Genomic DNA, 17,879 nt, shown 5'->3' with positions numbered 1-17,879 from the left:
TTCACCTCCTTTCATAGCATTTGCTTCACAGCATAAATGCTTGGTCCCATCTGGTTTTCTGCCCCAGCTCGATGTTTATAAGGGGCAGCAACACCCCCGTTACACCGCCAAGTAAACCAACATAGTCCAGTTGCTTCACCCTTCCGCCATCATCCTCACTATATTCTAAATTATGGAATCCGAACCGATACGTATCATCATAGAAGCTCAGGATTTTGCCCTTCAAGAAAATAATCTCATCTGTAAAAACAGCTTGTCCTCTCAATTCACGCGCTGCCATCAGGATTTGAACAATGCCTGCGTAACCGTGACAAAATGTAGGTGATACCAAATGCTGCGCGTGCTGCACGGTTTGCTGTAGCGCCTGAATGGCTAAGTCGCTATAGAGCCGCTCTTGCAACGCCTTTCCCGCATACAGCAGGGACATACAGGCACCGGGGCTGCCATAGCACCAGGCATCTCTTCTTACATTATCTTGTTCGGAAGCATGACCCCTCTTAAATTCTTCAAAACTGATAAATCCCTTCCAGGAAAGCTCATCCCCATCCCGATTGGCAAACTGCAGCAGAAAATCCACCATTTTTTTAATCGCCAGAGCTTGACCGGGTACGTTTACTCCTTGCAGCAAGGCCTTGGACAAAATGATGATAGGTCCGCAAATCCCATGAGACAATCCCAAATTAAAGTTACCATTCGGATATAGCTGCTGCTCCATAGGCGTAAACTGATTTTTCGCCGAGATATACCAACCCGGAATCTGAACGCCATCATATTCTTGATCGTGAGTTAAATTCACCAAATACTGTATGACTTCCAAAAGTAAAGGACGCATTTTTTTATCTTCAGAAAAAATGAGTAGATAATTAGCAATTCCGCTCAGGCCTTCTATCGCATCATAGTCACTCATAGTCACATCTCTTTTTGTACATTCGCTAATCATGACTGGGACTTGCTGCAACAGATAATCATGTATACGATCTGTAAATTTACGATACAGTTTAAAGTTCTGAGACAAGCATACAGCTGCCAGCCCGACCCCTGCCGCACCTGAAAACATAGAGGATGATTGCAGCCCTTGTTCCGAGATTTCCTGGACCAAAGTCCCCAGAAACTGATGCCCTAATTGGTCCCATCCTTCATCGGGAAAATGTTCATGCAGCTCCGCATACAGCATACAGATGCCAGGCAATCCATGACTCAGGGAGACAGCGTTCCAAGGATGGAAGCTTAACCCGCTCACCGTATAGATATTTTTCTGTGCATTCACAATTTCCAGTAGTCCCTCATAATCCTGAATATTTAGAGCTATTTTTTTTATGATATTTATTACGTCCTGATCCGTTTCTTTTAAAACACCTGCTCCCACACCACGCCACTCCTATCCGAATCTTGATAGTTTTCCGAATCATGCATCTGCTTATAGACAGAGCAATTTTCCAGTAATTCATCATGCGGGCCTTCTCCAACGACTTCCCCTTGATCCATTACAATGATACGATCAGCCAGTTGAGCCGCCACCAAGCGGTGTGAGATGAATATGCCTATCTTTTCACTAGACAGGTTGAAAAAGGTATCGAATGTCTGCTTTTCTGCAATCGGATCAAGCGCGGCGCTCGGCTCATCCAAAATATACACTGAGGCATCCCGAAAGTAGACTCGGGCGAGAGCAACTTTTTGCCATTGTCCACCCGACAACTGCCTCCCTTCGTCAAACCATAGACCCAACTGGGCATCCAGATCGTAGGAGGCGGCATCCTTCTTCATGAAGTTGACGCCAGCCGTGTGCAAAGCCGAAGTGATTTTGTCTCTGCGCTCCATTTCACTCACCTGACCAAAGCCTACATTCTCCTGAAGCTTCATCTCATATTTCACATAATCCTGAAACAACACCGCAATTTGCTGTTGATAGCCTTCATTCCCCCACTGTTGAATAGGCTTGCCATTCACTAAAATGTCTCCCGTTTGCACAGAATACAAAGCCGTAAGCAGCTTTATCAAAGTGCTTTTACCTGAACCGTTAGGTCCAACAATGGCAACTCGCTCTCCTGACTTAAAGGAAAGGTTCACGTGTTTCAATGCATCCATTGCCTGATTCGGGTATTTGAATGAGACATTTTCCAGTTGTATCGTTTTAATTTGCCCGATTCCTTCCTGCAACGGTATGTTCTCTGAAGCTTCTCTTTCACTTTCATATTCGAGGAACTCAAACAATTGGTTCATATAAAGACCACTATTGTAAATAGAATAGATATTTCCCATCATCGACTGGGAATTGCTCTGTACCAGAGAGACGGATCGAATATAGCTGATCACATGACCCACCATGATTCCACCTGCATAGGCCGACATAATGGCAGTCAGAATAACAACCGCCCCGACCAATTGGACTATAACTTCAAACACTAAATTAAATATTGTTTTTTTTCGTAAAATATAGGTGTCCTGCTTAATAAACGCCTCTCTGATTGCCCAATAGCTTTGAAGCAAATAATCTTTTAGTTTATACAGCTTAATTTCTTTAAACGAAAAATCATGGGTAAGGATATAATTGAGATACCATGCTTTTCGTTCCGAACTGGTTCTCTTCCACTGTATAAAAAATTCTTGCTGACCTATTCTTAAAAAATAAAATAATGAAATGACCGGAATCACCAGTAATAGAACAGACACTTGCGGATTCCATGCCATTAAAAAAGCAATGGCGGAAACTAGTGTGATCAATGAGGTCATCAGTGATATAACCGCCTGAAAAATCAGATAGGGTCTAAATGCAACCTCTCCCGTAACCCGTTCCAATCTGTTATAAATCTCCGAATTCTCAAAATCTGCAAGTGAAAGATCACCGCTTTTTTCCATCACCCTATAATTAAGCTTGTAGTTCATAAGAAACTGGAATCTTCCCTCGTTATAGCCAGATACTTGAGATATGATCTCAGTTAGCAAGGATACTGCCATAAAAATGGCAAATATATAGATAACGCGGTTGAATTCGGTTTGTATATTAACGAGAGAATTAATTAATAATTGTGAAATATACAAAGAAACAATTGGGCTAAAACCGATCAATAAACGGAGCATCACGATATAGATAAATAGCTTTTTTTCGAGTTTAAATACCAATCGAACGGTCTTGGGCAATTGTTGCAGTGTTGCCCAGATTTCCGTAAAGCTGATTCGCTCCTTTACTTCCATAACAACGGCTCTTTCGTCTGCTGGTATCGACGTGAGTACAAGATATGTCGGGTTAATGTCATCACTTTGTTCTCCAGCTCTCTGTCGGTTCCCAACAATCGGTTGCAATGCAAATGAATGATACTTCCCCAAATATGCTCTTCAGGAGTAGTTAAACGATCCGCCTGTTCTTTTAAAAGCTGCGCATAATTAGCCACTGTTTCATTTCTTTGTTCCAGCAGATGGATAAGCACATTTCCAGCTTCCGTTTTCCTGACCTCCATCCAATGTGGGTCACCATTACACAGAGCCAGCAAGTTGTCTTTGTCCTCTCTAAATTCTGTGCGATATTGAGCTGGAGAGCTGTTATTTTCCATAAAATCAAGCTGTGCTTCAAAATCCAAACTCAACTGATTCATGTAGTTCATAATGGAAATCACACCGATGATCTCTTTACTCATCGTCAGCTGCTTCATTCTGGTCATTCTTAATATTTGCTCAACGATTTTACTATCCACAAAAAAGACCTGTTCTGCTGCTTCCATTAGCTCGGAACCCCCATACCGCTCCAACTCCCTGTCATAGGAACTCAGAACCGTGTCTGCAACAAGCCCTCGTTGCTTTAGCCCTTTGAGCCAATTTAGAATAGCAGGATATATTTCCAATAACATCGAAGAATCGCCATGAAATCTTAGCCTCACATGGGATTTTGGGTCTTTATATCTCATAAAAAAATACTGAATGGGGTATTTTTCAGATAATGACCCGCAAAAATCCGCAATTTCAAAAGCAATCAACTCTTCCTCTCTAGAGGATTGGGCATACAACTTCAGGAACAACCAATCATCGAATGGCATTTTCACCCTGCTATCCTCTTGGGTACAACCAGACATTCGGACGCGAAGCTTATGTTGCTGATCTTCGAATTGTCTCTTGAACAGAGGAACAACCACCTCTGCTGCATGCAGATGTTGCTGCTCATCGATGGCTACATCTTCTCCCTGCTCAATAGCTACCAGATTTAAGGGAGTGTGTGTGCTTTTCTTCATTTCTGCATATAAAATTTTCAGTAATTCATCATGATTCACTGCAATAAGCAGCCTGTTATCTCCACGTACAATATAAAACTTCTCCGGCAAGCCATTGTGAGTATGATACTGGATAAAACGGCTTTTAAATTCTTTAAAATCCATTTTGGGCGTTCCGTGCAGATCGTCCAAGCTAATGCTCCATTGCGCACTTGATAAGACGATGCTTTTATATCTGATCTCTGGAATATACTTAAATCCTTTGTATACCTCTAACCATGGAAGCAAGCTCCAATTTCGCTTTCCATCTAATGCAATTTCCTGTAAGAATCGAATGGCATTACTTGCGCTTAATGGATTCAGCATGTTATTGGACTCAAACACCAAAAGCTCCTTTGTTGCCCTATGCCTTGCATAAAACATATTTTCATCTATCCCAATTAAAATATCCTCGATCTTGACCCGGTCTTGTTCAGAACGCGAGCTGTTCGTAAAAAGAGACATTTCCTTGGCCCTGTAGCTCAAATTCCTGGTTACATTGCCGGCTCTAACTTGATTCGGAATATAACTCAGCTCACATAAGCTGAAATTTTCGTTTCTGATTTCCTTTTCTTTATCATTGAGCGCCTGCACGATCGAGGCCATTTCTTTTGACAAGTATGAGAATCTTCCAAAGGTTTTCCCCGCAGCAGTAGAGCCTGTATTCGGTCCCATATACAGCATCAGCTGTTGATCATAGCTCTTGATAAGAAAATTCAGCTCTAATGACACTGGAATTTCGTTAGGATCTATGGCTGAATCGCAATATGGTGTTAATTCCGCATCATTCAATTCGATAGCCCCATGTTCCCTCAACGCATCAACATATTTATTTAGGAAATAATTTTTCAGACCCGATGAATCCTCTTCATCCATAGGAAGAACCTCATGGAAATCGTTATACGGATTCGCATACGATAATGGCGCCCCGATGCCCGAACTGCTATCCAGCATTTCCATAATAGCGACTTCACGATCCATCCCATACTTCTCCATGAACTGATTCTTGTAATGCTCAAGATAACCAGACTGCTTGGCAAAAGGTCGTGCAAGCATCGTCAGGATGCTTGCAAGCTTACAAATCTCAGCTGCTGTTTGTTCGCTCAGTGTGAAGCTTGATTTTCCTAAGCCTGAATCAAGCTGTAAAGGTGATGATGATTTTTCCAATTGATTCATCTTTTCGAACAAAGCTATGTATTCGTGTTCCCCTTGTCCCAAAGGCAATTGACTATAATGCTCCATTTGTACTGCAATCGCCTTTAGCTCTGCCAGTCTATCTTCAGCAACGCTTACCTTCCCCGCCTGTTCAATAAAGTATTGATACTGGTCCAACACTGTAAGGGGCGGCCTCAGATTGGATAGAAGAAACTCCTTATCTATTAATTCCATGACATAATCCTTGATTCTTCCTCCTTCCGTATGAGGATACTTCTGACTTAGCCTTCGTGTGATATCCTGAAAGGATACAAATTCTCCGCAACTCTCATATACAATCCTAAATACAGGAGTAGCCCGAATACTGATTTCATCTGCTTTTCCATCTGTACTGTATAATAAAAAAGCACGATCTCCCTTAACGTAACATGCATCATTCATTCTGAATTCAAGCCGATCGGCAGATTCTTTTTCCAGTTTTTTAATCATGTTAAAGAGCCATTCCAGATCCACTCTGGCTTTTTTGTAAAATTGATGCTGATCAAATGTAAACTGCTCTCCTGATGCAAACTGACCCGCTCCGACAGATGTAAAAAGTCCAAAAGGTGTCGTTCTTATTGCTTTTCGTATCGCATATTTAATCATGGATTCAACAAAGTTTCTCTTCTTCTTACCTGTCAGCTTCTCTGGCCTATTTAAGAAATGTTTCATCGTTTCATACAATGTTTTGCTGGATACTAATACTTGTTCTCTAAAGGCAGGATCTTCACACAGCTGTGTCAAAAGCCTGTCTTGATCTTCGTTATTCAAAAAGTCCAAACTATTATTTTGTAATGGCAAACGAACCATAAACTGATTCGTATGGTCATACAATGCTCTCATAACTATTCACCTACTATTTTGAATTGTGACATTTTATACTATAAAACAGAAATATCAAGAAATTCTCAAGATGGAGGAGCAAAAAACCTCTATATGCCAAGTAGCACACAAAGGTTCTTCTTTTCTAGTATGAAGCAGATCATCACTTGATCGCAATGTAAATCAGCACTGGCTCATCAGGATTGCCGTACACTTCAAAATCACCTGTGTACGTCCGCTCTGCTTGTCCCGTGGCAGCCCAGTTCCAAATCGCTTGCCATACCCGAAAAACTGAGGAAGGTTCGGATGTAGCTTGAAAAACAGCGTAACGCGCAGCCGGAATCACGAGTTGTTCAAGACCCTCAGGAGTCTGGAAATCTGCTGCCGCTTCCTTCCCGATAAAAAAAGTATACTCGCCAAAAACTCCATTTTCATAGTTGGTATAGCAACCATAGACAGAACCGAGTTCTTCATGCCCGCTTATCCGTCCAGGCACATCCTCACTCCAGAAACGTTCCCACATGCCCGGAATGATCGCTTGGGATGTTTGTTCGTTCCGGTTGCTTGTAGATGCTGCCAGCCCGATCAGGCGAATCTCTCCCCGACTTTCCTCTCGGATCGGCTCAACATTTTCTTCACGTCCCATATCCTCCTGTGAACGCCAGCGTTTTAAATTTGGCAGATAACTACGCATCATTGCAACAGCCTCTTCCTTCTGCATCCCTTGCTCTGCGAGAATAGGTACGCACTGCTGAATCATCTCCTCCATCGTCAAATCAGGCTGAACAAACGCACCTTCCTTATAGCAATACTTACAATATACATCTGTTTTCACCTGTTGTGCGTCTGTTCCGTATTGTTCCTCATGCTCCAGCGGCATCCCGCAACTTTGACAAGCTTTATCCATTTTGTAAATCCCCTTTCCTGGTTGATATGACATCAGTATAACGAAACAAACCTGACAGCTATCCGTCAGGTTTGTTTTTTTATATTCTATGTTTTTCAGAGTTCTCTATAGGAGGCTCTCCATAATTGGATGCAATACGTAATGCCATATCCCGAATCTTCTCCCGTAAATGAGCGGGTTCCCTGACGATCACATCCGGCCCCAGACTTAAAATAAATCCGTACATCCACGCATCCTCGGGAAAAGGAACCGAAACTGTATACATCCCTTCTTCCTGCTCAGTCAATGCTTCCACTCCAAACCAGTCTTCCGCCAGATGCCGGGATTTATGATTAAATTGCAGCGTAAAAGGCTGTACCGTCTTAACTGCCGCCAGCCGTTCCTCATTCCATGGCAGCTTTTCATAGGAAAGGTCCCGACGAGTAAAAGCCAACTCCGTCACGACAGGATCACTCATGCGGGATAGTTTGAACAGACGAAATTGCTCCTTGTCAAGACAATAAGCATATACAAACCATTGCTGTCCTTTCAGAACAAGCGTGTGCGGTTCAACCTTCCGTGCGGTCACGGCTCCCTGCGCATTCCTGTAAGTAAAAGCAATCGTACGCGATTGGCTCAGCGCCTCCTTCACCTTCACCAGCTTACTCTCCTGCGCAGACTGATTTCCCCAACCCGAATGATCGACGATAAACTGTGTGGTATTGACACTGAATTTCGCTTTTCCCGAATCCGGTATAATGCTTTCAAATTTATCGAGCAATCGGGTTACATTCGGTCCACCTAACGACGAGGACAAGCTCTGCAAGCCCATCACAATGTCCTTCACATCGCCATCCGTCAGCACACTGCGATCCAGGCGGTAGCCATCCATCAGGCCGATTCCCCCATTCACCCCCTGATAAGTTACCACCGGAATACCAGCCAGGCTAATCGCTTCGATATCTCTGTAGATCGTCCGTATCGAAACCTCATACAAATCTGCCAGTTCCTTCGCCTGAATTCTATTTCTTTTCAACAGCAAAATGACGATAGAAAGCAACCGTTCAATTTTCATCTCTCCAAAACCTTTCCTAACTGTTAATAAACATAGAAGTCCCCATATGTTTTCCTCCATCTTACTCTATCTCTTATCTAAAAAGAACCCGTTGCCAATAGCAAAAACCTCAGGCATTCCATCCCGTTGGATAGAACTCCTGAGGTTAAATCATTTATTTCACTTATAGCTCGTAACGCTTCATTACGATGACCGCATTGTGGCCGCCAAAGCCGAAGGAGTTGGATAGCCCGATATTTAATGAGGCCTTGCGTGCCTCGTGTGGCACATAATCCAGGTCACAGGCCGGGTCCGGGTTGTCCAGATGAACCGTTGGCGGAATGATGCCTTCCCTTAGACTCTGTACAAGTGCAATGGCTTCGACACCGCCTGCGGCTCCCAGCATATGACCGAGCATGGATTTATTCGCGGTAACCGGAATTTGGTAGGCATGGTCACCGAACAGCTTGTGTATCGCGAGAGTCTCGGCCAGATCGCCAACGGACGTACTCGTTGCATGCGCACTGATCACATCCACCTCTTCAGGCGTGATATGGGCGGATTGAAGGGCTGCTTTCATCGCCAGATAAGCTCCGGTCCCTTCCGGGTGCGGTGCAACCATATGGTAGGCATCCGAGCTTGCGCCATAGCCAATGACCTCCCCAACTATTTCTGCGCCACGCTGAACAGCATGCTCCAGCGACTCCAGTACCAGAATGCCCGCCCCTTCGCTCATAACAAAGCCGTCGCGGTCTTGATCAAACGGTCGGCTCGCAATCGAAGGCTCCTTGTTACGAGTCGACAAGGCCGTTGCATTGGAGAAGCTCGCAAGCGCCAGTCTGGTCACCGCTGCCTCCGCTCCACCTGCAAAAATCACATCCGCATCTCCTGTGCGAATCGTACGAAACGCTTCTCCAATCGCCGTATTTCCAATGGAACAGGCCGTAACCGGCGAAAGCGTGGCACCCATCGCTCCGAACGCAATACTGATTTGCGCTGCAGCCATATTTGAAATCATCATAGGCACCAGGGTCGGACTGACTCTGCCCGGCCCACGATTCTCCAATACATTCACATTGTCCACCAACGTATCCAGACCGCCGACTCCTGATCCTACATAGACACCAACTCGCTCCAGATTCGTGTTATCCAGCTCCAGACCGGAATCCTTCAGCGCTTGCTCTGCCGCAAACAACGCAAACTGCGTGAAGCGATCCATTCGTCTGGCGTCTTTACGTCCCCATTGCTTTTCTGCATCAAAATCCTGTACCAGCCCGGCGATCTGTGCTTTCAAATCGGACACATCGAACGTGTCTATTTTTCGTATACCTGAACGACCCTCCAGCAGATTCTTCCACAGCGTGTCCACGTCATTGCCCAGTGGCGAAACCACACCCATACCTGTAATTACAACTCTTTGCATACGCTCTTCATTCCTCCTGCTCGTTTACTTACTTATAATCCTCATTTTACCCTCGGCTTATCCTATTACAAGTGTTTGTTTATCCTGGTATAATGAACACTACTATAGTTAGAGCCTTAACTGCTCATTACTTATCCCCCATCGAATGGAGAGAACTCGCCTATGAAACCGGAAGCACGTCTGGAAGCACTATCTGTTTTTCTTAAAACAAAAAGAGCCCGTTTACACCCGCATATGGTCGGTCTGCCGAACGGATCACGCCGCAGAACACCTGGCTTGCGTAGAGAAGAAGTCGCTCAGCTAGCAGGCGTCAGCACGACATGGTACACCTGGCTGGAGCAGGGACGCGATATCAAGGTGTCCGCCTCTGTACTGGATGCCATTGCCGCCGCCTTGCAGCTAAACACGGATGAACGTAAGTATTTGTATGATTTAGCGCTTGAAACCGGATTTCAGACACCTCCTGCTCTTGCAGAACAAACGGTTATTTCTCCATCCCTGCAAAAAATAGTACAGGAGCTGCGATACTGCCCTGCTATTATTTCAGATCGGCGCTGCCATATTGTCGGCTGGAATGCAGCCGCGGCTCATGTGTTTATGGATTTTGCCGAGCTGCCCCATGAACAACGCAACATGATTGAGCTGCTGTTTACCAAAAAAGAGTTTAAAAGTCTCGCTGTAAATTGGGAGCATTTCGTCAAAGGATTCCTTGCTATTTTCCGCGCTTATTACGGACAATATGTGACGGACCCTTGGTATGCACAGTTCATACAGAACATGAGCCGGGCTTATCCGGAGTTTAATGAACTTTGGAATCAGAGTGAGGTCAGCTCTGCGCCGGAGGTGCTGATTGAATTTCGTCATGCCAAGGCAGGCAAAATGTTGTTTGACCTGACCTCCCTTCAGGTGCAAGGCAGCGTCGATCTGCGTTGCAGCATCTACACCCCGAACGCACAAACCTCTACAGAAAGTAAACTCCAAAAGCTGATGGAAGGCAGCTAAAGGATTTCACCCCTCCTGTTATGAAGATATCTTTTTCCGTCCATACTACATCTACGATCTGTGCAAAAAGGAGGGAGGGAATTCATCATGAAAGCCAAATCGACAAGTTCCTCACAATCACAAAATCAGGCACCACCACCTGTTCCGGTGCAATTTGACCGGAGTTGGCAGGATGAGTTGGACCAACGTCTCCGCAAAGGAGGACCTTGGGGAGATTGGGATCTATATCAGTTGGCAATTGAGGCGGAGAAGGCCAAGCTGGTACCCAGCTTTGATGAGCTTCAATGTCTGAAGCATTTGCAAGATCTCACTCCGCTGCCCCATCAGCTGGATACGGCCCGTAAGGTATTATTTGAAATGTCCGGCCGCGCCATCCTCGCCGATGAAGTTGGCTTGGGCAAGACGATTGAAGCTGGCATGATTCTCAAGGAATATCTGGTTCGCGGGCTTGCCGCCAAAGTGCTTATTCTTGTACCCGCTTCTCTGGTTCTACAGTGGGTTCGTGAGCTGAACAGCAAATTTGGCATTCCGGCTGTCGCTCAGAAAAAAGCGTATTCCTGGTCGTCCGAGGTTGTCGTGGCCTCTATGGATACGGCCAAGAGAGAGCCACATAGTAACATCCTGCTGGATACCGATTACGATCTGCTCATTATCGACGAAGCACACAAGCTGAAAAATAAAAAAACATCCAACTATCAGTTCATTATGAAGCTGCGTAAAAAATATTGTTTGCTCCTGACCGCCACCCCTGTACAGAACGATTTGTCCGAGCTCTTCAATCTCATTACATTGCTCAAGCCCGGTCAGTTAGGACGACATGGGGATTTTTCTGCCAACTTCGTGGTGGATAAACGACTACCCAAAAATGAGGACCAGCTCAAGGATGAGCTGTCCAAAGTCATGATCCGCAACCGTCGCGGCGAAGGCCCGGTCCAATTCACCAAACGAAATGTTTCCAACATTCACTTGGAGCTTTCGCCGGAAGAACAAGCGCTATACGATGGAGTCACTTCCTTTGTCAAGGATCAATATCAGGCGAATGGCGGAAATTTGAGCAGCATGCTGTCTCTCGTTACCCTTCAGCGGGAAGTGTGCAGCAGCCGTGATGCGGTATTCGTAACGCTTGTCAATTTATCTAAAAAGATGGCGCCCGACTCCCCTCTACGCGATCGCGTCTGGGAATTGGTCGCGCACATCAAGGCGATTAAAGCCAATTCCAAGGCCGAAAAAGCGCTTGAACTCATTCGTCAAATGAACGAAAAAGTGATTATTTTTACCGAATACCGGGCTACACAGGAATATTTGCTGAACTATTTTCGCGACCGGGGGCTATCCGCTGTTCCTTACCGAGGCGGCATGAACCGAGGACGCAAGGATTGGATGATGGATTTGTTCCGTGGACGTATTCAGGTGATGATTGCCACCGAAGCGGGCGGCGAGGGCATTAACCTGCAATTTTGCCACCATATGATTAACTTTGATTTGCCATGGAACCCCATGCGCGTGGAACAACGGATTGGACGTGTGCATCGACTGGGACAGACGCATGATGTTAATATTTTCAACCTGTCCACAACCGGAACGATTGAGGAGCATATCCTACATCTGCTGCATGAAAAAATCAACATGTTCGAAATGGTCATTGGCGGATTGGACGTTATTCTGGAGAAGTTTGAGAAGAAAGAATCCATTGAAAAAAGTTTGTATAAAATTATGCTTGAATCCGGCAATGACGATGAAATACGCCAAAAAATGCAAAAACTCGGCCATTCGCTGGATTCCATCAAGCAGGAAATGAAGCAGCAGCGTACGGACAGTCCATCCACTTCGGATACGGCAAGCGATATGTCATCCGAGACAGACCAGATCAACGGGCGCCTGACGGGAACAAGCCAAAGCACCGCTGATTTGCTAGGCTTATCAGGTAGCGCTGTTCCTCCAGCCAAAGCCAGACGCGGCGCGAAAGGAGACCGCTGATATGACCATGAATTCACAGCAGGTACAGCGTTATGTCCTTACGTATCTGGAAGCCACCGGATGCAGTGTGATCGAGAGGTCGCCAAACCATGTGACTGTCAAGCTTTCTCCCGAAGCGGATAAAGCTCTAACGAACCGCCCTTACTATTGGGGCTATGTAGAGCGTACTGGCGTTCCGGCGCAAACGATGTCATTCACCTTTATTTTCGATGGGGAAGCCTACCGAATGGCACAGGAGAGTTCGATGGACAATCTGCCCCTCCCCCCATCACAAGCACAACCGGGACAAGGATCTCAACCGGCTCCAGCGTCCGGCAGTTCGGCACAGGATCAGGTCCTGGGCCGTTACTTCGGCCATGTTCCAGCGTTACCACAGTTGGGACCCGGACGTATTTTGCAGGAAGAACTTCACTATGGGAGTCGTCGGCTGCACCAAATTTTTGAAGCTGCGCGGGATGGAGGAAAATATGTCAATTTGTTCGAGCAACCTAATGCTCGTCAATTATCCGCCCGTTCTCCCGCAGTATATGAAGCTTGGTTAGGCGTCTGCTACAAGATCGAATTTGCCTGTGATTTGAAGCGGGAAGAACTCCACTGGCTTGGGATTTCACTCAAAAGCGGCACCATCGTACCTGACTTTGGTAGCATGCTTGAATCCCGGCAGCTCAGCCCGCTGCTGGCAGGCAATATGCATGTGCAGCCTGCAAAATTATCTGTTCCGGAGGCCTCCATTTCGCTGGAAAACTACCTTAATGCTCAGCTGAGCCAGCAGGATTACGAGTGGGCTGAGCAGGCCAGAGAACGGCTGCGCGAGGAATTGGAGGTTATTGATCACTATTACGATGATTTGGTCAAGGAGCAAAAAGAAGAAGAGGAAAAAAAAGAAGCCATACAAGAGCAGCATCAAGCCCGCCGCAAAGAAATGGTATGGCAATATGAACCCAAGGTGCTTGTATCCGCCATTAACTGCGGGATATTTCATCTGCGGTAACCGATATCTCACGCTCCTTCGCAGGCAGGTTGCAGAAGTATCGTCAGCTTTTAACATCTTGCTTCAGACTATATCGGGTTTATTGCGATACCGACAAGCTTTGCCAGACCTGCCGCTAGTTATCGACAGCAAAAAACGAACCCGTTCAGGACGGATGTGCCGACAAGGTGTAGCAGTCTTTTTATCGGACAAGCTTTATGCTGGATAAAAAAGCTTCCATCGGTGCATTGGCCGTCAGAAAGGTGGATTCCATTGAAAAAAAATTTCGGACACTATAGCGTTGGTATGATTGCGGCTGTTCTGATCGGTCTGTCCGCAGTCTGTCCGTTTGCTTCCATTCAAGCGGCCCCCTCAGCAACCCAAGACCACAACGCCAACCCGTCACCCTCTTACGAAGCAACTTCATTGGTTTCCTCATCGGAACCAACGAACCAGAACCAAGATGGGAAGCAGGGGCAAATCGAGGCAACTACTGTAAGCCCTCCTGCTCAGGAACAAGGGATACCAGCGGACGTAAAGCGGGTTTCCACCGATACGGTGCAGTCGCTATCCACACAGCCGTCTTTTGACCAATGGAAAGATGCCGAGCTTAGCTACCACCCGCTCGGTCCCGGAACACATAGCTGGCTCGTGCAGGTGAATCGTGCAGGTGAATACATTGGCTACCTGATTATCGGGGCAGATCATAACGGCGCTTATCAGCTTAATGAATACGGTAACGGACCGGGCGGGCCGTACAGTATGAATTTACTCCGCCAATCCCTTAAATCCCTCACAGAAACCAAGCTTTCATCCATCGACAAGCTGCAAATTACCCCCATGTATGAGGAACCGCTATTAGCCTACTGGCTGGTGCGTTCCTCCTCTGGCAGCGAAGTGTGCATCGATGCTTTTACGGGGGATCCATTGCCTGCGGAGGTAGCCAATGGGAACTGGAAAAATAAGCTCCACAGCAGTACAATTCCTTCATCTGCTCTCTCTCTGAAAGCAGGGCCGCAGGCGATTACCCTTTCTGCTGAGCCTTTTGACCCCTATGACGATCTTAGTTGGCTTCTACCCAAACAAAAGCTTTCCATCCATAACGTACAGCAGTTTACTAACACACTGAGTGAATCATCACGTATCGTATTTTCAGCTACAGACATCAATTTCGCTTTTGGAGGCCCCTTAGCTATTAACGGATATCAGTCCTGGAACCCTTCTCATGATCTCTCTCATCCTGTTATGTATGCGTTAACCTGCCGCACCGGGCTTTCACGCTTTGTCCCGCTGGATCAGCTGTTATCTGGCGGTGGATTTTATCGTATGCACTCTTAATTATTCATTTATGTAATCACGTTAATCATTTCTTAACACAAAAAGAGACCTCAAACGGCATTCCGTATGCCTCTTGTGGTCTCTTTGGCGAGTTCAATGCCGTTCCTTTCGCCCTTTGCGTGCGGATTTAATCCACATATTCAGAGCGAGCGGCAGCATTCCGAACCATTTGTATACCCATGGCTCTCTTGATTGTTTACGGCTACGGCGTACATCGCGTGGCGTTTCCATATACCGAACAATTCGTTGCGTAATGTATGTCACCAGCTCGTCACTCTTGGCCATCCTCCGCGACCTCCTTCAATCTGCATCCCTGACATGAGGTTCACATTGCAGGAAAACATTAAATTCACGCGTTGGATGCAGATAAGTTTAGCTTGCTCATTTTCCAAAAAGTCTAACCCTGCGGGACTAACTATGCATGGTTTCCCTTAAATGGTACATACTATCTTAAATAAAATTGTTACCCGAAGGCTAATAATTTTGTTTAAGGAAGCTATGCTGCTTTATATGGTTTGTTTTCAGAAAATAATCAATCCGTCTATTGGAGGAATAGAACATGCGAAAAGAAAAGTTAAACATCATATGGCTAATAGGAATGGGATTGAGTTTAAGTATCCTTTGCAGTGCTGTATTTGCCTCCTTTGGCTATGCAAGCGCCCAGACCGGCGAAAAAAGCACCAATCCGAACAAGGACACAGAAAGTCAATCCAACGTACATTCGTCCTATCACGCTTTTGCAAAACCCGTTGTGCTTATTGACGTCGGTCATGGAGGCGTGGACGGTGGAACGAGCCATAAAGGGCTTCTGGAAAAAGACATCAATCTCGCAATAGGTCAAAAACTGTACCTGATTTTACGCTCACAGGGCTATCCCGCGGTCTTAAACAGGGATAAGGACTATGCTCTAAGCGACGATAATCGTTGGCTTCAATCCAAATCCCGGCATCTGAAAGACTTGGCCCAGCGTAAGAGCCTGACAGAACAGTTGCCCACCGCTTTAGTCGTCAGTCTGCATGTGAATTGGACCAAACGTGCCGAAAAACGGGGGCCGATTGTTTTGTACCAGGACGAAGGCAGCAGCTATCTGTTGGCAGAACGGATTCAACATTCATTGAACCGCTTATTCTGCATGAACAGAGAAACGGTTTACGGAAAACCCTTCTATCTTCTGAACAAAATCCAGCCTCCCGCTGTAATCGTGGAAACCGGATTTATCAGCAATGAACAGGACAGGGCCATTCTTTCCGGAGATCGCGGTCAAAAAAACGTCGCAGAAGCGATAGCCAAAGGCATTATTGCTCATTTGACGGTATGGTAGTATGGGTGGCAGGAGCTCCCTTCCATCCCCATACGGAACGTACCAAATCACTGATGCCCACAAACTTGGCGTGATCTTTTAGCGCGGGAACCGATGAATGGAGTGCCGCGGACGTGTGCATGCCGGATACACCAACATGACCAATCGTTACACAGGTATCGTGCTCGTCCACCCATTCTCCCACCTTGGTCAGTTGCCGATTCACATGTGCGAGTGAATGGGTATCATCCAGAAAAATGTCATTTCGCACCGGTGGCATTCCCTTTTCTACGGCTAACTCCGGCACTACTGACCAATAGTTCGTACGGCTGTCGACAAAAAATAGTCCATGCTCCTTGCAAACATCCAGAACAATGGACATAATGCGTTTGTCTGAGGTGACCTTGGAGCCCATGTGATTATTCATACCTATCGCAAAAGGGACTTCCTTAATGGCTGCTGTCACCTTGGCGCGTACTTCTTCATCCGACATATTCGCCTTAATCGCTCCAGGTCCAAGCCATTCGGGTTTTCCCTGCTTTGGCTCCATTGGAAGATGCACAATAACGTCATGACCACGCTTGTGAGCTTCCATGGCATCCTGCTTGGTGGAAGGCAGAAACGGCATCACCGCAACCGTAATTTTAACCGGCAAATTTAAAATTTGCTCTGTTCCTTTCATGTTGTTGCCCAAGTCGTCAATAATGACGGCCACCATCTTTTGGTGCTGATCCCGCTTACCCGTAGCACTTGCAACATCCATGCTCCAAACATTCCCCCATACCGTAAAAACAAGACCTACCACAATACAAGCAACTAAGTTTTTTTTCATTTTCGGATTTTGGCAAACCACCTGTGCACAGCTTGGCTCTTTACGGCTGCGAGTAGCTTGTATAGCCTTCTTTATGACGTTTCTCAGGTGCTGTTTCGTTCGTTTACTCATTCAGGTCAGCCTCCTTCTCTGTCCCTTCATTGTGTGAGTAACGAGGCCTAAATATGTATGGGCAGACCCAAGGGGTTATCCCTGATCTGCCTATCGTACGCAAAATGTATGCTAAACCTGCTTACCAGTTCTGATGTATAAACTCATCACGACCCGATTGGGCGCGGTCTTCCTTGTAATGCTTCACATTCTTTTTGTGATAATCCTGATGGTAATCCTCTGCCGGATAAAATATGGAGGCCGGAAGAATTTCCGTCACGATAGGCTTGTCAAAGCGCCCGCTTTGTGCCAATTGTTCCTTGGATTGCAGTGCGAGTTCCCGTTGCTGCTCCGTGTGGTAAAAAATAGCGGGTTTGTACTGTGTACCCCGATCCTGAAATTGGCCTTCTCCGTCTGTGGGGTCCGTTTGGGGCCAATACAATTCGAGCAGCTTTTCATAAGGAAACAGCTCAGGCTCAAAAATAATCTGCACCACCTCATAGTGACCTGTAGTTCCTGTTTTAACCTGTTCGTAGGTCGGATCGGGAATCGTCCCTCCAGTATAACCTGAGACAATGCCATGAATGCCCAGCTGCTCCTCGAACGGAGTCACCATACACCAGAAGCATCCTCCTGCAAAAGTTGCTTTCTCCATCTCTCATCCAACCTTTCAATAGCTTCATCATCGAGTGTGTTATTTTCTATCCTATCTTAAAGGGTAACCTTATAAAAGAAATTTTCTCCCTTTACAAA

At 46.1% G+C, this 17,879-nt stretch carries 14 protein-coding genes; 5 read left to right on the top strand and 9 right to left on the bottom strand.

The genetic code is table 11. The annotated features are described in order from the left end of the window. Positions 1-25 precede the first annotated feature (25 nt). The 6 genes from ACIFQM_RS15145 to fabF all read right to left on the bottom strand — a co-directional run bounded on the left by ACIFQM_RS15145 (position 26) and on the right by fabF (position 9,617). Positions 26-1,366 carry a lanthionine synthetase C family protein gene (locus ACIFQM_RS15145; protein WP_430047968.1) on the bottom strand — a complete coding sequence of 447 codons (1,341 nt, stop codon included), beginning with the start codon at positions 1,364-1,366 and terminating at the stop codon, positions 26-28. After that, positions 1,348-3,192: an ABC transporter ATP-binding protein gene (locus ACIFQM_RS15140; protein ID WP_430065737.1), complete on the bottom strand. Its 1,845-nt coding sequence runs from the start codon at positions 3,190-3,192 to the stop codon at positions 1,348-1,350. Before ACIFQM_RS15140 ends, ACIFQM_RS15145 begins: the two co-directional genes overlap by 19 nt. Further along, entirely contained in the window at positions 3,183-6,275 is a 3,093-nt protein-coding gene (locus tag ACIFQM_RS15135; RefSeq protein WP_430040469.1) for a lantibiotic dehydratase, read from the bottom strand. The genes ACIFQM_RS15140 and ACIFQM_RS15135 overlap by 10 nt, the downstream gene beginning before the upstream one ends. A gap of 142 nt (positions 6,276-6,417) precedes the next feature. Next, complete coding sequence (locus ACIFQM_RS15130; RefSeq protein WP_430040471.1) at positions 6,418-7,161, bottom strand: zinc ribbon domain-containing protein; 744 nt, start codon at positions 7,159-7,161, stop codon at positions 6,418-6,420. 79 nt (positions 7,162-7,240) lie between these two features. Beyond that, a complete protein-coding gene (locus ACIFQM_RS15125) occupies positions 7,241-8,215 on the bottom strand; it encodes a helix-turn-helix transcriptional regulator (protein WP_430040473.1) in 975 nt (324 codons plus the stop codon). Between the two features lie 163 nt (positions 8,216-8,378). Next, on the bottom strand, positions 8,379-9,617 hold the full coding sequence (gene fabF / locus ACIFQM_RS15120) for a beta-ketoacyl-ACP synthase II (protein WP_430040475.1): 1,239 nt from the start codon (positions 9,615-9,617) through the stop codon (positions 8,379-8,381). 162 nt (positions 9,618-9,779) lie between these two features. Here fabF and ACIFQM_RS15115 point away from each other — a divergent pair, with 162 nt between their 5' ends. The 4 genes from ACIFQM_RS15115 (at position 9,780) to ACIFQM_RS15100 (ending at position 14,904) form a co-directional block, all read left to right on the top strand. Beyond that, positions 9,780-10,619 (top strand): helix-turn-helix transcriptional regulator, encoded by an 840-nt coding sequence (locus tag ACIFQM_RS15115; protein ID WP_430040477.1) that lies wholly within the window; start codon positions 9,780-9,782, stop codon positions 10,617-10,619. Between the two features lie 87 nt (positions 10,620-10,706). Next, on the top strand, positions 10,707-12,596 hold the full coding sequence (locus ACIFQM_RS15110; protein ID WP_430040479.1) for a DEAD/DEAH box helicase: 1,890 nt from the start codon (positions 10,707-10,709) through the stop codon (positions 12,594-12,596). A 1-nt stretch (position 12,597) separates the two neighbouring features. After that, positions 12,598-13,587 (top strand): YqhG family protein, encoded by a 990-nt coding sequence (locus ACIFQM_RS15105; RefSeq protein ID WP_430040481.1) that lies wholly within the window; start codon positions 12,598-12,600, stop codon positions 13,585-13,587. A gap of 252 nt (positions 13,588-13,839) precedes the next feature. Continuing rightward, positions 13,840-14,904, top strand: a complete 1,065-nt coding sequence (locus ACIFQM_RS15100; RefSeq protein ID WP_430040483.1) for a hypothetical protein — start codon at positions 13,840-13,842, stop codon at positions 14,902-14,904. 93 nt (positions 14,905-14,997) lie between these two features. On the opposite strand, the gene ACIFQM_RS15095 is transcribed toward ACIFQM_RS15100, so the two are convergent. Beyond that, positions 14,998-15,189 carry a YqzE family protein gene (locus ACIFQM_RS15095; RefSeq protein ID WP_025685457.1) on the bottom strand — a complete coding sequence of 64 codons (192 nt, stop codon included), beginning with the start codon at positions 15,187-15,189 and terminating at the stop codon, positions 14,998-15,000. Positions 15,190-15,463: 274 nt separating this feature from the next. Between ACIFQM_RS15095 and ACIFQM_RS15090 the strand changes: the two genes are divergently transcribed. Continuing rightward, positions 15,464-16,225: an N-acetylmuramoyl-L-alanine amidase gene (locus ACIFQM_RS15090; RefSeq protein ID WP_430040485.1), complete on the top strand. Its 762-nt coding sequence runs from the start codon at positions 15,464-15,466 to the stop codon at positions 16,223-16,225. Here the strand turns inward: ACIFQM_RS15090 and ACIFQM_RS15085 are convergent. Both ACIFQM_RS15085 and msrA read right to left on the bottom strand, forming a co-directional pair. Then, entirely contained in the window at positions 16,200-17,147 is a 948-nt protein-coding gene (locus tag ACIFQM_RS15085) for a divergent polysaccharide deacetylase family protein (protein ID WP_430040487.1), read from the bottom strand. The genes ACIFQM_RS15090 and ACIFQM_RS15085 overlap by 26 nt on opposite strands. A 121-nt stretch (positions 17,148-17,268) precedes the next feature. Then, positions 17,269-17,781 carry a peptide-methionine (S)-S-oxide reductase MsrA gene (gene msrA, locus ACIFQM_RS15080; RefSeq protein WP_430040489.1) on the bottom strand — a complete coding sequence of 171 codons (513 nt, stop codon included), beginning with the start codon at positions 17,779-17,781 and terminating at the stop codon, positions 17,269-17,271. Positions 17,782-17,879: the final 98 nt, after the last annotated feature.

The organism is Paenibacillus sp. NRS-1782, assembly GCF_050467685.1.
Taxonomy (GTDB): Bacteria; Bacillota; Bacilli; order Paenibacillales; family Paenibacillaceae; genus Paenibacillus; species Paenibacillus terrae_A.
This window is presented reverse-complemented; position numbering and strand designations above follow the sequence as displayed.

Excerpts from the sequence above, each read along its gene's own strand:
- ACIFQM_RS15140 (WP_430065737.1), bottom strand. The coding sequence starts at position 3,192 with ATGGAAGTAAAGGAGCGAATCAGCTTTACGGAAATCTGGGCAACACTG.
- ACIFQM_RS15135 (WP_430040469.1), bottom strand. The coding sequence starts at position 6,275 with ATGAGAGCATTGTATGACCATACGAATCAGTTTATGGTTCGTTTGCCA.
- ACIFQM_RS15130 (WP_430040471.1), bottom strand. The coding sequence starts at position 7,161 with ATGGATAAAGCTTGTCAAAGTTGCGGGATGCCGCTGGAGCATGAGGAA.
- ACIFQM_RS15125 (WP_430040473.1), bottom strand. The coding sequence starts at position 8,215 with ATGAAAATTGAACGGTTGCTTTCTATCGTCATTTTGCTGTTGAAAAGA.
- fabF (WP_430040475.1), bottom strand. The coding sequence starts at position 9,617 with ATGCAAAGAGTTGTAATTACAGGTATGGGTGTGGTTTCGCCACTGGGC.
- ACIFQM_RS15115 (WP_430040477.1), top strand. The coding sequence starts at position 9,780 with ATGAAACCGGAAGCACGTCTGGAAGCACTATCTGTTTTTCTTAAAACA.
- ACIFQM_RS15110 (WP_430040479.1), top strand. The coding sequence starts at position 10,707 with ATGAAAGCCAAATCGACAAGTTCCTCACAATCACAAAATCAGGCACCA.
- ACIFQM_RS15105 (WP_430040481.1), top strand. The coding sequence starts at position 12,598 with ATGACCATGAATTCACAGCAGGTACAGCGTTATGTCCTTACGTATCTG.
- ACIFQM_RS15095 (WP_025685457.1), bottom strand. The coding sequence starts at position 15,189 with ATGGCCAAGAGTGACGAGCTGGTGACATACATTACGCAACGAATTGTT.
- ACIFQM_RS15090 (WP_430040485.1), top strand. The coding sequence starts at position 15,464 with ATGCGAAAAGAAAAGTTAAACATCATATGGCTAATAGGAATGGGATTG.
- ACIFQM_RS15085 (WP_430040487.1), bottom strand. The coding sequence starts at position 17,147 with ATGAGTAAACGAACGAAACAGCACCTGAGAAACGTCATAAAGAAGGCT.
- msrA (WP_430040489.1), bottom strand. The coding sequence starts at position 17,781 with ATGGAGAAAGCAACTTTTGCAGGAGGATGCTTCTGGTGTATGGTGACT.